Here is a 14,040-nt window from a genome sequence, read left to right as displayed (position 1 = left end):
ACTTAGTGGGTCGAGTGCCCCTGAATATCACTGAATGAACTTCTCGACGTGCGGACGGCTCTCGAACTTCTTGGCGTCCCGATGCAGCAAGATGACCTGCTCTGCTTCGGAAAGAACGTCGGCGGCCGCGTCAACAAAGACTTCCGTCGTTCCATCGGCGGTGATGATCGCCTTTGGATGGACAACCGTAAATCGCTGACGCACGCCCCGTAGTTTTTCTTCGCCGAGCGTTATCCACTCGCAGCCGGTGTAGCCGGCAAAGGTTTGGCTTGCCACCACTTCCGTCGAATATTTTTTGGTCAACGACTGCAGCCGCTCCACCTCATTGACGGCCGCGCCGAAAGCGGAAAAGGTCAAGCGATCCTTCAGCCCGACATTGCCGAACATGACGTTGCCGACATGCAGGCCGATACCATAACGAACTTCGCTCAAACCGCGTGCCTGGCGATCCTTGTTGAGAGCGGCAACGCGATTCTGCGCGTGGAAAACGGCTGATAACGCCGCTTCGCAAGCGACCTTCGAGGGATCCTTATGCCGGCCGCAGGGATAGACCGCGAGGAAGCCGTCACCGAGGAAACTCAAGATTTCGCCACCGTTGCGGTTGAACGGTGCCGCGATGGCGTCGAAGAATTCGTTGAGCGTGTCGATATAAGCTTGGCGTCCCTCTTTCTCGGCATAAAAAGTCGACTGACGCATGTCGCCCATGACGAGAGCGGCGCGGATGGTCTCGCCGTCGCCGCGGCGGATCTGGCCGTTTAGTACGCGTTTACCGGCATCGCCCCCAAGATAGGTGGTGAGCATATTGTTGGCGAGCTTGCCCAGTACCGCCATCTTGGCGGCCATGGCGAGATGATTTTGCATACGCATCAGCGCGCCAATCATTTCCTCGCTGAACCCGCTGACGCTGTCGGTCGACCAGGAGCCCATCATTCCCTGGGCGGAGCCAGCGCCGAAAGTCTGCACGAAGGCGATATAGTCGGTGATCTTCTCCTTGCGCAGGTCCTCGAACACTGGAAATTCGAGCGGCCCGTCGACGTCGATCCGGCGGCGTAGGTGGAGCAAATTGTTGGAGAGCAGATAATAATAGGGGCTCTGCACGAAGCGCTCCGGCTTATCGTCCGTATGGCGATAGCCTTCGATCGTCAGCCCGCCGGCGCGCCGCCAGGTGAAGCCGAGCGCGTCATAGAGCGGATGCAACATCGAGAAGGTCAGATGCACCCGGGCGATCGGCAGGCCGGAGGCGGCGATGCGTTCGCAGAAACCGCGCACGATGCTCTCCAGATTTTCGCCTGTCAGCGCCGACTGCGTCAGCCATTCGGCGACCTTGTCGAGAAAAATATCAGAAACACTCGAATGAACGGTTTTCATCCCCGTGGCCTATTCCTGCGATCCAAAATGCTGCTCCCCGGCAACGCGGCCCAACTACCAAATGAAATGGGCGCGGCGATGAGGTCGTGTCCAAGCATATTGGCACGGGTCGGATGAGCGAACCATGCAACGGCGACAGCGCATTCCTGTTGGAAGTTTTGAATCGCGTCGACGTCGTGAAAGATATTGCTGCACCTACTATGCGTCCTGGCGGACATACGGCACAACACAAAAGAGCCGCCAGAATTGCCGGCTCTCGTTTTGTTTTCCTTCAAATAAGTCAGCCATGCCGCTGAAACAATGGCTGAAAACGACAGAGCTGCAGAAAATTTTGCCGATGAGATAAAACTCTACGCTGTGCCGGGCGACGGCAGGGACGTATCCGGTGCATGAGAAACGGCGGCACGCAGCTTATCGCGCAATGCCATCGCCGCCATCGCATAGCCGCCGCTGGCGCCGTCAATGAAATGCATGTGGTCGCGCATCAGCGGCGTCGGCACGAAGCAGGTCATCAACGCACTTTGTTGCCGATGCAGGCCGTAACGGCAGACACCTGCGGCTTCTGCTTCGCGCAGCCGCGCTTCGATACGCGAAAGATGCGTGGCGTCCACATCGATCGTCATCTTCAAGCCGTCGTCGAATTTGCGAAAATCAGAATTTGCAGCAAGGTCACGCCGGTAGATCTTGGCATCGAAGGTTGCCGCGCGGATGCCGAACCTGTCGAGGATGTAGATCGCGACGATCTGGGCGGCGATCGAAAGCTTGCGCAGCCAACGGTTGGGCACCGCCGCTGTGGCTCGAGCCTCGATTTCGGCGCCGCCGAAGGCAAGCGCCGGTGTCGGGCCTTCGACCGGCACGGGGTGGCCGCCGCGGTTCTGCTCCATGGAAATGGCGATAATATCGGCAACGAGGTTCTGGAATTCCGGACCGTTTCCGGCCGCATCGGGAACGGCGATGATCGAGACGATCTCGCCATTGCGCGCCTCGATCGGGTTCCATCGGCAAGAAAGGCCGGTCAGATCCGGTCGCGCCTCCTGCGGTGCCGCTTCGACGGCAAAGCGCCCCGCCTTCATCTGCTTTTCCGCCCAGCTCGCGCCGCCGCCGGAAAACATGGCGTAGGACACGAAGTCGCTGGGGCCGAAACGGGCGACCCGCACATCCAGCCCCTCGGCACGGACATCCGCCATCGGCACCAGTGCGGTACGCAGGCTGAGCTGCAACTCCTCCATCACCCATGTCTGCACCGCCGCCAGTGCTCCCCGCACGCGCGCCTCGCCGGAAGGAGGAATGGCCACCAGCGCGCCATCGCCGCCGAAGACGAAGGGATAGTCGCCATTGTCCATCGCGTTCAGCACGGCGGAAATCACACCGGCTCCAGCCATGTTGACCGACTTGTAGTGACCGGATGCGATCGCCTTCGTCGAACTGACGATATCGGCAATCGCCAGGAACCAGTCATAGGGGAGCGGCTGATAGTTGTTGCTGTCGGTGACGCCTTCGAAACGGGTGAAAACCGGCAAATTGCGGAAGAAATCGTCGTTCGATAGATCGGCCATGATATCCCCCTTATGATGAGCGCCGCAAATCCTATCCCTACAGCAACTGCATCGAAAAACCAGCGCGCGGTCGACGCGATATCATCCGTCATGCTACTGCGACTACGGGAAAGACACCACGACGCCAAGGACAAGATATATACGATGAGCCGCCTGGATAGTTTCATCCGCCGCCTGATCGCACAGCGCGACATCCTCAATGCTGTTGCCGATGAGGTCAAAACACTCGACGGCCCTGTGCTCGAGCTTGGGCTCGGCAATGGCCGTACGTTCGATCATCTGCGCGAGCTTTTCCCCGACCGCCGCGTCGTCGCCTTTGATCGGGCTGTCAATGCCTATGGCCCATCGATGCCGGAGGCCAGCGATCTTGTCCTCGGCGAAATCAAGGACACTCTACGGGATTTCATTGGCATCGGCGCGTCGCTTGCCCATGCCGATATCGGCACCGGTTATGAGGACAAGGACGCTGTTACGGTAACCTGGCTGCCGGATCTTATGGCCGGTATTCTCGGCTCGCGCGGCTTGGCCGTCAGCGGCTTGCCGCTTGATCATCCCGATCTCGACCCATTACCCTTGCCAACAAGCGTAAAAGAGGGCCGTTACTTCATCTACCGGCGCAGATAGCCGTCAATGTGCGAACAGGACGTCGAACTGCTCGCCCTCAACTGGCAGTTCGGCCACTTTCATCGGCACGGTGCGGTCCTCAAAAAAGCAGAGGCAATCCGTGTAGTAGCTCGCAAGAGTGCCGATGAAAGCAATTGTCTGCTCCTTGCCATAGAAGGCCGGCGTGAATTCCATGTGGAGCGGCACCTTGCGGGCCATCAGCGCCTGCATCGACCGGATGGCCATGGGCTCATAGCCCTCGATATCCATCCAGATCAGCCCGATATCAGCGGCCTGGATACCGATGTCGTCAAGAATTCGGCCTACGGGTCGGACCGGCACGGAAATTTTTTCATCGCCCGCGCCTTGGCGCAGCGCACTGCTTTTGCCGTGGTTCTTCTGGTTTAGATAGAAGTCGAGCTGCCCCTCGTGGTCGCCGGCAGCGCAGTTTATTGGCGTCACCAGATCCTGCATTCCGTTATCGGCGATGTTCATCGACAGGAGCCGAAAATTACGCGGATCGGGCTCGACGGCAACGATATGGCGATAGGCGCCGCTTAAGGCGAAATAGCAGGTCTGCGTGCCGATATTGCCACCGAGTTCGAGCAGCACCGTGCCCTTTCTAAATAGACCACGCTCACGTAGAACCGTCAGCAGCCGGTCGACGTGATCGCGCTCGAAATGCCCTTTGCGAAACACTTTGCGGCCGATGTAGTCGGCCGGCGAAAAGCTCAAGACGTGATCGCCGCAATCCACCGTCATGGTCCTCACACGGGCACCGATCGCGCTGATAAGTATGTCGCGGCCAAGACGCGTATCGAATAAACGGGTGGCGATGCGATCCCTAATCTTGCGAAGGGTGCGTCTCCAGAATCGAGTGCTCAAGATCTTGCGGTCGGACATGGCGGCCATCCCTACACGCCTGAACGGCCTATGCAAAGCGGCCACTGTCCTCCTTCGTGGCGATATAGACGCGCAGAGGCTCGCCACGGCCTCGAACGGCGATCTCACGGCTTTCGATGCCGGCGATATCAACGCGGGAAAGGTTCGCCACCGGCTCGGAAAAGACCAGCGCGCGGTTGTACTCCTTGGCGACGCTTTCGAGGCGGCTCGCCACATTGACGGTATCGCCGATGGCCGTCACGTTCTTGATGTTGCCATAACCCATTGAACCAACCACCGCTAAGCCGGTATGAAGACCGACGACGATTTCGAGAGCGACCGATAGCTCGTCTGCCAGCTCCTTGCCGAGTTTGTCGATCTCTCTGATGATCTCGGCCGCCGCCTTCAGCGCCTGACGGTTGGCTTCCTGGGGCGTGGTGCGCAAACCGAACAGGGCCATGACTCCGTCGCCGATGAACTTGTCTATGCGGCCGCCATTGTCTTCGACGATACGGCCAACGATTGCAAAATAGCGGTTGAGGAGGAAGACGATATCGAAGGGCAGGCGCGACTCGGTCAGCGTCGTAAAATGGCGCAGATCGCAGAAAAACACGACGATCTCACGTTCGCGACCTGGGCTCGCCGTCTGGCTGTAGACCGGAATGGTCGATTCTGCCATCGGCGTCAAAAGCGGCACGACAGTGACGTTGCTCGTCGCACGCAATTGGCAAGCAAGCCGGACGTCCGGCGTGGCGCCGATGCGGTTCAGCGTCTTTTGCTCCAGCGCCTCGGGCGATGGCAGTTTATCACCGCCATCGATGATCTGGACGCGGCAGGTGGAGCATTGGCCCTTGCCGCCGCAGACGGAATAATGCGGGATGCCGCCGAGGCGGCTTGCTTCGAGCACCGTGAAACCGCGGGGCACGTGCACGACTTCGCCGCTCGCGTAACGGATCGCGACCTGATGGCGACGTTCACGTAGCCTGCGATGGGTGCGCAAGGCGAAAAGGCCGATGATGGATGCGCTAAAGGCACCGTAGAAGCCGGCGCGATAGGGCCACAAGTCGCTGACCATCTGGCTGCCGGGTATGGATCCGGTTTCACCGTAGCTACGCATGTCGCTGTAATAGCCGCCTCGATAGCCACGCTCGTCATTTTGCCCCGCTTCATGCGACACCGTTCTGCCCATGGCGGCGAAACCAAGCAGGGCGAGCACCGGCAAAACGATGGCGAGAGACAGCATGAGGGGCGCAACAGTGCGGTACCAGGAGCGATAGCGAAGCCAGAAATGAATGCCGATGCAGCCATGGATCCAGACGACCATCAGGACGATCGTCTGGCGCACACCGTTTGCCGGCGACGTGATCCACAGGCTGCGGACGATCGCAGGATAGGTGTCGTGGTAGCCGTAGACATCATGCAGAATTCGCGTACCGATGATGTGGTCGATCAGGAGAATTGGGACCAGGAGACCGGTGACGATCTGGAAGGCCTCACCTGCGGGCATCACCAGGGTGCGGCGTGCGTAAAGCATGCGCAGGACAAGCAGGATATGAACGATCAGCGCGCCGTAGAGGAGGACCGTGCCGGCCGGACTGCGCCAGACGGTGAGGAACCAGTGCTGCGCGTGATCGGCCGCCCCCAGCGAGATCAATCCGAGGGAATGATTGGCCAGGTGCAGGATCACAAAGACGAAGATGACCAAACCGGAGCCGAGGCGGAACTTTCGCACAAGACGATCGGAGATAACGGGTTTTCTCGTCTCTGTGGTCATCGAATCCCGATTATATTGCCCGTTCACAAACGAACGGAAAGCGGTTATCGGCTAATGATCTAGCTGCAATGTCGCATACTGTCGAGGATGCGGCTTTGGAAGCGGAAGCGTTATTCTCAAGCAACCTGTCGGAATTCGGGCATTTCCCCTAAATTTCCGAGCCAAACTATCACTTTATTGTCAACTATTCGCAAGCGCCATGAAGATCGCCTTCTACGCCCCACTGAAATCGCCCAGCCATCCGGTGCCGTCGGGCGACCGGTTGATGGCGCGCCTCATTATCGCGGCCTTGGAGATGGCGGGCCATAGGGTCGAGATCGCGTCGGAATTGCGCAGTTTCACGCCAACGCCAGAGGTTGGATTGCGCGCCGCGATCGCGCTTAAGGCGAGACACGAGACAGAGAGATTGTTGGAAAAATGGCAAAACGAGGTGCAGCCGGATCTCTGGTTCACTTACCATCCCTATTATAAGACGCCGGACCTGATCGGTCCGCAGCTCGCGGCGACACTTGCTATTCCTTATGTCACTGCCGAGGCGTCTTACGGCAGGCGGCACGATGAGGCCGGCTGGGCCGAAAATCAACACCTGGTTGCTGAAGCCGTGCGGCAGGCGGCCGTCAATCTCTGTTTTACCGAGCGCGACCGGATGGGTCTCATAGACGCTGTCCCGGAGGGGCACTACGAACGTTTCCTGCCTTTCATCGATACATCGCTTTTCGGACCTCTGGCCGAAGAGGTCACCCCACATCGGCTGATAACCGTTGCGATGATGCGGCGCGGTGACAAGTTCGACAGCTATACGATGCTCGCGCAGGCGCTGGAACTGATCCGTGATCGCGACTGGAGGTTGACCGTCATCGGTGATGGGCCGATGCGAACTGAGGTGAGGGCGCTGTTCTCCAGCTTCGATAATGATCGCATCACCTGGATGGGAGAACGCACAGCACCGGAGATTGCGGCCGAATTGCAGTCAGGCGGCATCTATGTCTGGCCCGGCTGCGGCGAGGCCTATGGCCTTGCCTATCTCGAGGCGCAGGCAGCCGGTCTGCCCGTGGTAGCGCAGGCAACGGCGGGCGTGCCGGAAGTGGTGATGGACGGCGTTACAGGTCTTTTGACACCCAAGGGCGATGCGAAAGCCTGTGCCGATGCGATTGCGCGCTTGCTGGACGACGATCGGAAGCGGCGGGCGATGGGCGAGGCAGCCTTTCGGTTCGTTCATGAAGACCGGTCATTGTCCTCAGCCTCGAAACGACTTGAAACCATCCTGCAAAAGCATTTGGGAGGTTCCTATTATGAGTGATAGAGCGGAGTGGCAGCCCCTGCGCAATGAATTGCAGCGTTGGGCCGATGCCGGGCGACAGGTGAAACTATGGTTTCGCGACGACGACGCCATTGAGCCGACCGCCGCGCTCGACCAACTGCTGGCGCTCTCGGATCACTATGCGGTACCCATGACGCTGGCGGTGATTCCGGCCCATACCGGCGAGCTGCTGGCCAGCAGCCTGGCCAGCCAGAAAGATCTGACGGTAACCGTGCACGGCTGGACGCATCAAAACTATGCGCCTGACGAAACCAAGAAGCAGGAGCTCGGCGCGCATCGCCCGCTAGCGATCGTGCTCGATGAACTCCATAAAGGCTTTGACAAGTTGAAAGCGCTTTACCCCGAGCAATTCGCGCCGATGCTGGTGCCGCCGTGGAACCGGATCGACAAGGCACTGCTGCCCGAGCTTGCTTCTTTCGGATACCGCGCCGTTTCCGTCTATGGACTGGCAAAGCCTAGCCAGCCTATCACCTTGGTCAATACCCATATCGATATTATGGATTGGCATGGCACGCATGGCGGACGGCCGCATGGTGAGCTCGTAGATTACCTTGTGCGGGAACTTGAGAACCGCTTCGACGGCAATGACGAGCCGATCGGCATCCTGACCCACCATTTGGTCCATGATGCGACCGCGTGGGATTTCGTCGCAACGCTTCTCGAGGAGACGGCTGTTCACCCGGCCGTCGACTGGCGCCAGGTTGGCGATTTCATCGGCTGACTGTGAGGCACGACCTTATCCCAAAACGCGTCTTCTAACTTTCGGGATACGTGCTTCAAAGTTCAAGCAACTGACCGTCGAACGCGGCAAAGGCGCCGGCGAAACTTGCTTGCGCATCCCTCTGCATGTCATCGAGCTCCTTGTCGGTGCGTGCGGGCGCATGGTGGAAGAGTGCGAGACGCTTTGCGCCCGCCTTTTTCGCCAGTTTGACGCCTTCCTGCCAGGTGGAATGCCCGAAACCCAGATGTTTCGGCATCTCCGGCTCGATGTAGGTCGTGTCGTAGACGGCCAGATCTGCATCCATCATCAGCGCAAGGGCTGCTTCGTCCAGTCGACCGGCCATATGCTCGGTATCGTAGACCAGTGCGATGACGCGGCCGGCCCATTCGATGCGGTAGCCGATGCAGCCGCCCGGATGGTTCAGCTTGACGGTGTGGATGACGATGCCCGGATGCGGTTTTAGCGTATCACCGGCGGCGAAATCACGAAACTTCATCGTCGCGCGACAAATGTCGGGCTCGACTGGAAACCACGGCGGGCGCATGAATTGGCCGATCAGTTGTCGCGTCGTCGTCTTGCCGGCGAGATGGCCAGACCAGAGATCAACACTGACCTTGGGATCGTAGATCGGGTTGAAGAAAGGCAGACCGATGATGTGGTCGTAGTGCGAGTGTGTGAAGAAGACATCGACGTCGCGAACACCTTCTTTTGCGAGCGAAAGAGCCGCTTCCCGCGCTCCTGTCCCGGCGTCAAAAATAATGTGCCTGCCGTTATGCCGCAATTCGATGCAGGATGTATTCCCGCCGTAACGCTCGAATTCCGGTCCTGATACAGGAATACTTCCCCGCACACCCCAGAATCTAAGCTCGAAACTATCGTTTTTCATAGAAGTTTTGACACCATTCCCCTTTCCATCAACGTAAGCACACTTTTCCTATCGTGCGAAGCTAGCAATTTTCGCAAAAGTCATACTCCCTTGAAAACTAAATCCCGCCATTTCATCAACGCGGAAGCCTAGTTTATGTTCAGCAACCAATTGCACACAATTAATATAGGTATGCGATGACAAAAAGAGATGAAGCGTCGCACAACAGAAGATAAAGCCAGAGGTTATGGGTGCTCGGTGTCGGGGGAGGACATACGAAAGCTCACATCTGCAATGCGTGTTATTCGGTTGTTATCAGTCCTGGTGATCCTCGCGATCATCGCCGCCATTGGGTTTTTCCGGCATTATGGAGCAGTTGCCACAAGGCTTATTGTCCATAAATCCGGCAGCTTGGGAACCACCGTGTAATGTTCTGCATTGACAATTTACGCAAAATACGTAATTTGCATGTCAATAAAGGAGACAGACTATGAGTGCAGCGCTTCAAATCCCCGCATCGGATTTCTCTCGTCACTTTGGACGAGTTCGCGAAGCGGTACATAAGGCCGGGGTGATTGAAGTCACGTCGCATAACCGAGTCGTGGGTGCCTACATCAGCGCAGACGAGCTTGAACATTTCAACCGTCTCAAGCGACGTGAGGTGCAGGTGCTTCATGTAAGCGAGATCGATGACGAGCTGCTCACTGAGATTGAGAACGCAGAGTATGGCGTGATCTCTAAGTGAAACTGCCAGACCCTACTCCGGGTCTCGTGATCCGGTTCGATTACACTTGGTACAAAGATCAGTTCAAGAAAGAACGCCCGTGTGCCATCGTCCTGGCCTCAAGTCAGACAGGTATGGTCACGGTTGTTCCAATTACACATTCGTACCCAGATATTGGGGAAGAAGATCAATCGTTGCAGGTACCCGAAGATGTCTGCAAAGCAATGGGTTTGGATGAGGACATCAATTACGTTCGACTGACTGAGGTCAACCGATTTGAGTGGCCTTCAGACCGTATCAAGCCATTGCCAAACGATCCCTCTCGCTGTGACTACGGAAACGTTCCCAAAGATTTCTTCTTAGAAATGAGAAAGCGCCTAGCAGAGGCCGTCCGAGCAGGCCACCTCAACACTTCCAAGGTTTGAACAGTCCAAAATCCATAATTGCTGAAAATGTCGCCGGCGGTCGACATCATCAACCTGATTAGTCGGCCAGCACATCCATGAGCCCGCAATCAGGTTTGTGGCAACTGCTCCATAACCAGTCGCGGGCCGGTGTCCCGCCTGCGGGGATAGAAACGATGTGTTAGAGTGGAGGTGGAGGGGAGAGGCCGTCCGCATTTTGGTGGTGTTTAACCCCGTAACATAACGTGGTCCATGGGCTGCTGCGCACTTGAGAGTGGCGACGCCGTTTTCGGCGATCCCGATTAGGAATTTGATTTTTTGCACAGCCCAGCCCCTCCATTCGACAATCGAATAGGAGAGCTTGCGATGTCTGGAGCAAAAAAGTCTCGCATCAAGCGGGATATCTCGCCTACACACCCAGATGCGGCTGCAATCGACATCGGTGCCACGATGCACGTAGCCGCAGTCAGGCCCGACCAATTTTCCGAACCGGTCCGCAGTTTCGGAACCTTCACCGGCGATCTGCATCGCTTGGCGGACTGGTTTAAGCAATGCGGCGTACGCACGGTCGCGATGGAGTCCACGGGTGTCTACTGGATCCCGGTCTTCGAGATACTCGACCAGCGTGGCTTCGATGTCATATTGGTCAACGCCCGCGACGCCAAGCATGTGCCGGGCCGCAAGACCGATATCAGCGATGCCCAATGGCTACAGCGTTTGCATGAATATGGATTGCTCAGACCCAGCTTCCGGCTGAAGGGCGAAGTTGCAGTCATGCGCGCCTATCTGCCCCAGCGTGAACGTTTGCTGGATTACGCCGCTTCGCACATCCAGCACATGCAAAAGGCGCTGACGCAAATGAATCTACAGCTCCACCACGTGGTCACAGACATCACCGGCGCGACCGGGATGGCGATTATCCGTGCACTTGTGGCTGGGGAGCGCGACCCCATGGTTCTGTCGACCCATCGCGACCCACGTTGCCGTGCGTCTGCGGAGACGATCCGCCAAGCGCTCGTCGGCAATGATCGCGAGGAGCACATCTTTGCCCTGACCCAGGCGCTGGAGTTGTACGACGTCTACCAAGCCAAAGTGGCGCTCTGTGACGTGCGCATCGAGGCCGTCTTGAAACGGCTGCGGAAGGCCTCATCCGGCCCTGTCGGCAAACTGCCGCCCGTGCGAACATCGAAGAATCAATCCAATAGCCCAGCCTTCGATGTTCGCGCCGCACTGCAAGCGTTGCTTGGTTGCGACATCACCCAGATTCACGGGCTCGGGGCTTATCTGGCGCTCAAATTGGTCGCAGAGTGTGGAACCGATCTCTCGGCCTGGCCAAACGCCAAGCACTTCACCTCCTGGCTGTGCCTCTCGCCAAGCAACAAGATCTCCGGCGGCAAGGTGTTGTCCTCACGAACCCGACGATCTGGCAGCCGGGCCGCAGCGCTATTGCGGCTTGCTGCGGTTGCAGTCGGGCGCACAGAGACTGCGTTGGGGGCATTCTATCGGCGTTTGTCCGCACGTGTCGGCAAGGCCAAGGCGGTCACCGCCACCGCCCGCAAAATCGCCGTCTTGTTTTACAATACGCTGCGTCACGGTATGGAATACAGCGATCCGGGAGCCTCCTATTACCAGGAGAGTTACCGCCGACGCGTCCTCACCAATCTCGAGCGACTTTGCCCGTCGCTCGGGTATACACTACAGCCCGCGCCAACGCCCGACTGACTGTTTCTTAGGAATGCCGGGTTTTCGCGCTCGCCTCGCACGCGGAAATCCCCGCCGAGGAACCGTCGGTCCATTCTCAATTCGACGCGCAGCTCATTGAGCACGGCGAAGCCCTGGCCTCAGTCGGCAATCCTCGACGTCTTCAAGGATAGCGCCGGCGCGCTGCCGGCGCTGGGAAACAGCATAGCGCTCGGTGTCGGAACCGCTCTTGTGATGCTGCCGCACTGCCTCATCGGACTGATGCGACGGGTCAGCGTCATTCAGGACTAATCAAGCAGCGGCGCGTCACGCCGAAAGCGATGCAACCGGCTCATGTGCGAAGCCCGCCGCGTCCAAGGCTCGGCGCACGAGGCCGGACGACTTGGCGTCGTTCATGAAGGCCGTCACGAGCGCCAGGGCAGCAGGCCTGTTCTTTGCGACCGCGATGGCGATTCCCGTTTGCTGAAAGCCGCCATCGAGAACGCGGGCCCCCGCAAACTTGGGGAGCAGAGTGTGAAAAGCGTCGCGCGACAGAGCGAGAGCCTCTGCTTGTCCCGTCAACAATAGATCGACCGCAGCCGCGATCGATTCCTGGGCCATTGGGACGGTCTTTGTCAGACTGCGCGTCGAAGCGCGGATCGTCGTCGTATTAGCAATGCCGACGACACGGATACCCTCACGATCGATCTCGGCAAGCGTCCTGATACCGGACACGCCCGTGACGAGATAGGTGCTTTCGAGCAGGTAATAGGCCGGACCGAAAGCTACTCTCTTGCGGCGCTCCTCATCGACTGGCATGAAGCTGACATCGATTGCTCCCTTCTCCAGCGCTTCGGTGCAAGCACCGGAGTTCATGAAGACGACGATGTCCAGGAATGCGCCAAGCTGGGACGCCAGCGCCTGCGCCAAATCGACGGTCACGCCACTGACCTCCTCTCCTTCGTGCCTGGCAAAAAGCACGGATGGAGTAGGGGCGGCGATGATCCCGACTCTCAGTTTTCCGGTCGGCGTCAGCTCAGCCAAGGCGGCGTCAAGATCAAGCGGCATCTGGGCATTGTCCATGGCTTCGCTCATCAAATCAGAGGGTTAGATCAAGCCGAAACCGGCGTGCCAACACCGATGAGAGCCTCGCCCTGGTTCACTGACAGGCTCGTCAGCCGGTAAAGGATGAAGCCCGCCTTTTCCGACTGAATACTTGCGAGAACTTCGCCGAACACGGTCTTAATTTCGCCCAGCAATTGGCCGACGCCAACGGTCTCCGTGAGATCCTTGCGTGGATACCAAAGGCCGGTGACCGGCGCGGTCGGCACCCACATGGTCACCACCTTGGTTTCTTCGGCAATCTCCTTCGGGACATCCGCCATCATGCCGAGATGCTGCATCACCCGGCGGACACCGTCCGTGAGCTGCATCACGGTCGCTTCGCCCCAAAGGCCGTTACCGCTCACCTCCGGTAGGATGCTCGGGATGCCGAGCCTTCCTGCGGCATCGACCGTGTAACCGGCACCGCCGGCTGCGACCAGGACAGGAATGCCGAAGGCGGCGGCCATGGCCTGGGATTTCTCGGATCCGGCCGGAAAGATCGTGAACGGCTCCAGACCCTCGTCCAGATCGCCGCCATGCATATCGATATAGGCGTCGACTTGTGGATAGACCTTGGTCACCAGCCAGTTCGCCAGGCGCTCGCTGGTCGAACCCTCCGGATTGCCGGGGAACATGCGGTTCAGGTTCTTGCCGTCCTGCGGCATGATGTAGATGTTGCGCTTGTGGAAGCCTTGGACGTTAAGGATCGGAAGGACCACCAGTGTTCCTTTGATATCCTCCGGCTTGGTCCGCATTGCCCGCACCGCGGCCTCGATCGAGCAGAATTCCGACCCGTGGACGCCGGCCGTTATCAGGAGGGTTGGGCCAGGTTCGGCGCTCTCGATGATCGCGAAAGGGATCGCTGTTTCATCGATTGGAGTGACATGGCCGAACTCGACGCGGGCTTTTCCGGTGTGAAGAGCGGGCAAATTGTCCATGGCGCAACATCCTCTCTAAATGTCTGTGGGTTTCTATCTGACGTGGCGGGGGCCGCACGGAGACATGCGGGAGATTGCGTCAGGTTAAGCACCGTCTCGC

The 14,040-nt window shown here is 58.5% G+C and carries 14 protein-coding genes; 7 read left to right on the top strand and 7 right to left on the bottom strand.

The annotated features are described in order from the left end of the window. Positions 1–27: 27 nt before the first annotated feature. Together PY650_RS10065 and PY650_RS10060 are read right to left on the bottom strand one after the other, a co-directional pair. On the bottom strand, positions 28–1,368 hold the full coding sequence (locus PY650_RS10065) for an adenylate/guanylate cyclase domain-containing protein (protein WP_285879032.1): 1,341 nt from the start codon (positions 1,366–1,368) through the stop codon (positions 28–30). A gap of 350 nt (positions 1,369–1,718) precedes the next feature. Further along, positions 1,719–2,924, bottom strand: a complete 1,206-nt coding sequence (locus tag PY650_RS10060) for a DUF3095 domain-containing protein (protein WP_285879031.1) — start codon at positions 2,922–2,924, stop codon at positions 1,719–1,721. A 144-nt stretch (positions 2,925–3,068) separates the two neighbouring features. On the opposite strand from PY650_RS10060, the gene PY650_RS10055 reads away from it, so the two are divergent. Continuing rightward, a complete protein-coding gene (locus PY650_RS10055) occupies positions 3,069–3,548 on the top strand; it encodes a class I SAM-dependent methyltransferase (protein ID WP_285879030.1) in 480 nt (159 codons plus the stop codon). Positions 3,549–3,551: 3 nt separating this feature from the next. On the opposite strand, the gene PY650_RS10050 is transcribed toward PY650_RS10055, so the two are convergent. Both PY650_RS10050 and PY650_RS10045 read right to left on the bottom strand, forming a co-directional pair. Beyond that, complete coding sequence (locus PY650_RS10050; protein WP_285879029.1) at positions 3,552–4,430, bottom strand: FkbM family methyltransferase; 879 nt, start codon at positions 4,428–4,430, stop codon at positions 3,552–3,554. Between the two features lie 28 nt (positions 4,431–4,458). Then, positions 4,459–6,183 (bottom strand): adenylate/guanylate cyclase domain-containing protein, encoded by a 1,725-nt coding sequence (locus PY650_RS10045; protein WP_285879028.1) that lies wholly within the window; start codon positions 6,181–6,183, stop codon positions 4,459–4,461. A gap of 199 nt (positions 6,184–6,382) precedes the next feature. On the opposite strand from PY650_RS10045, the gene PY650_RS10040 reads away from it, so the two are divergent. Continuing rightward, positions 6,383–7,483 (top strand): glycosyltransferase family 4 protein, encoded by a 1,101-nt coding sequence (locus PY650_RS10040; protein ID WP_285879027.1) that lies wholly within the window; start codon positions 6,383–6,385, stop codon positions 7,481–7,483. Next, positions 7,476–8,225 (top strand): polysaccharide deacetylase family protein, encoded by a 750-nt coding sequence (locus PY650_RS10035; RefSeq protein WP_285879026.1) that lies wholly within the window; start codon positions 7,476–7,478, stop codon positions 8,223–8,225. The genes PY650_RS10040 and PY650_RS10035 overlap by 8 nt, the downstream gene beginning before the upstream one ends. 55 nt (positions 8,226–8,280) lie before the next feature. Here PY650_RS10035 and PY650_RS10030 read toward each other — a convergent pair whose 3' ends face one another. Beyond that, positions 8,281–9,111 carry an MBL fold metallo-hydrolase gene (locus PY650_RS10030; RefSeq protein ID WP_285879024.1) on the bottom strand — a complete coding sequence of 277 codons (831 nt, stop codon included), beginning with the start codon at positions 9,109–9,111 and terminating at the stop codon, positions 8,281–8,283. A gap of 469 nt (positions 9,112–9,580) precedes the next feature. On the opposite strand from PY650_RS10030, the gene PY650_RS10025 reads away from it, so the two are divergent. From PY650_RS10025 to PY650_RS10010, 4 genes are all read left to right on the top strand, one after another. Next, positions 9,581–9,835, top strand: a complete 255-nt coding sequence (locus PY650_RS10025; RefSeq protein WP_285879023.1) for a type II toxin-antitoxin system prevent-host-death family antitoxin — start codon at positions 9,581–9,583, stop codon at positions 9,833–9,835. Further along, the gene (locus tag PY650_RS10020; protein ID WP_285879022.1) at positions 9,832–10,239 is read left to right on the top strand and encodes a hypothetical protein; all 408 of its coding nucleotides are present in this window, start codon (positions 9,832–9,834) and stop codon (positions 10,237–10,239) included. Before PY650_RS10025 ends, PY650_RS10020 begins: the two co-directional genes overlap by 4 nt. A gap of 345 nt (positions 10,240–10,584) precedes the next feature. Then, complete coding sequence (locus PY650_RS10015; protein ID WP_285879021.1) at positions 10,585–11,940, top strand: IS110 family RNA-guided transposase; 1,356 nt, start codon at positions 10,585–10,587, stop codon at positions 11,938–11,940. A gap of 96 nt (positions 11,941–12,036) precedes the next feature. Continuing rightward, positions 12,037–12,210, top strand: a complete 174-nt coding sequence (locus PY650_RS10010; RefSeq protein ID WP_285879019.1) for a hypothetical protein — start codon at positions 12,037–12,039, stop codon at positions 12,208–12,210. Between the two features lie 15 nt (positions 12,211–12,225). Here PY650_RS10010 and PY650_RS10005 read toward each other — a convergent pair whose 3' ends face one another. Then, positions 12,226–12,981 carry a transporter substrate-binding domain-containing protein gene (locus tag PY650_RS10005; RefSeq protein ID WP_285879018.1) on the bottom strand — a complete coding sequence of 252 codons (756 nt, stop codon included), beginning with the start codon at positions 12,979–12,981 and terminating at the stop codon, positions 12,226–12,228. A 29-nt stretch (positions 12,982–13,010) separates the two neighbouring features. Continuing rightward, on the bottom strand, positions 13,011–13,940 hold the full coding sequence (locus tag PY650_RS10000; protein WP_285879016.1) for a succinylglutamate desuccinylase/aspartoacylase family protein: 930 nt from the start codon (positions 13,938–13,940) through the stop codon (positions 13,011–13,013). Between the last annotated feature and the right edge of the window lie 100 nt (positions 13,941–14,040).

It is taken from the genome of Martinezella calliandrae (assembly GCF_030272695.1).
Lineage (GTDB): Bacteria > Pseudomonadota > Alphaproteobacteria > Rhizobiales > Rhizobiaceae > Rhizobium > Rhizobium calliandrae.
Note: the sequence above shows the minus strand (reverse complement) of the source record. Positions and strands in the feature narration are given on the sequence as shown.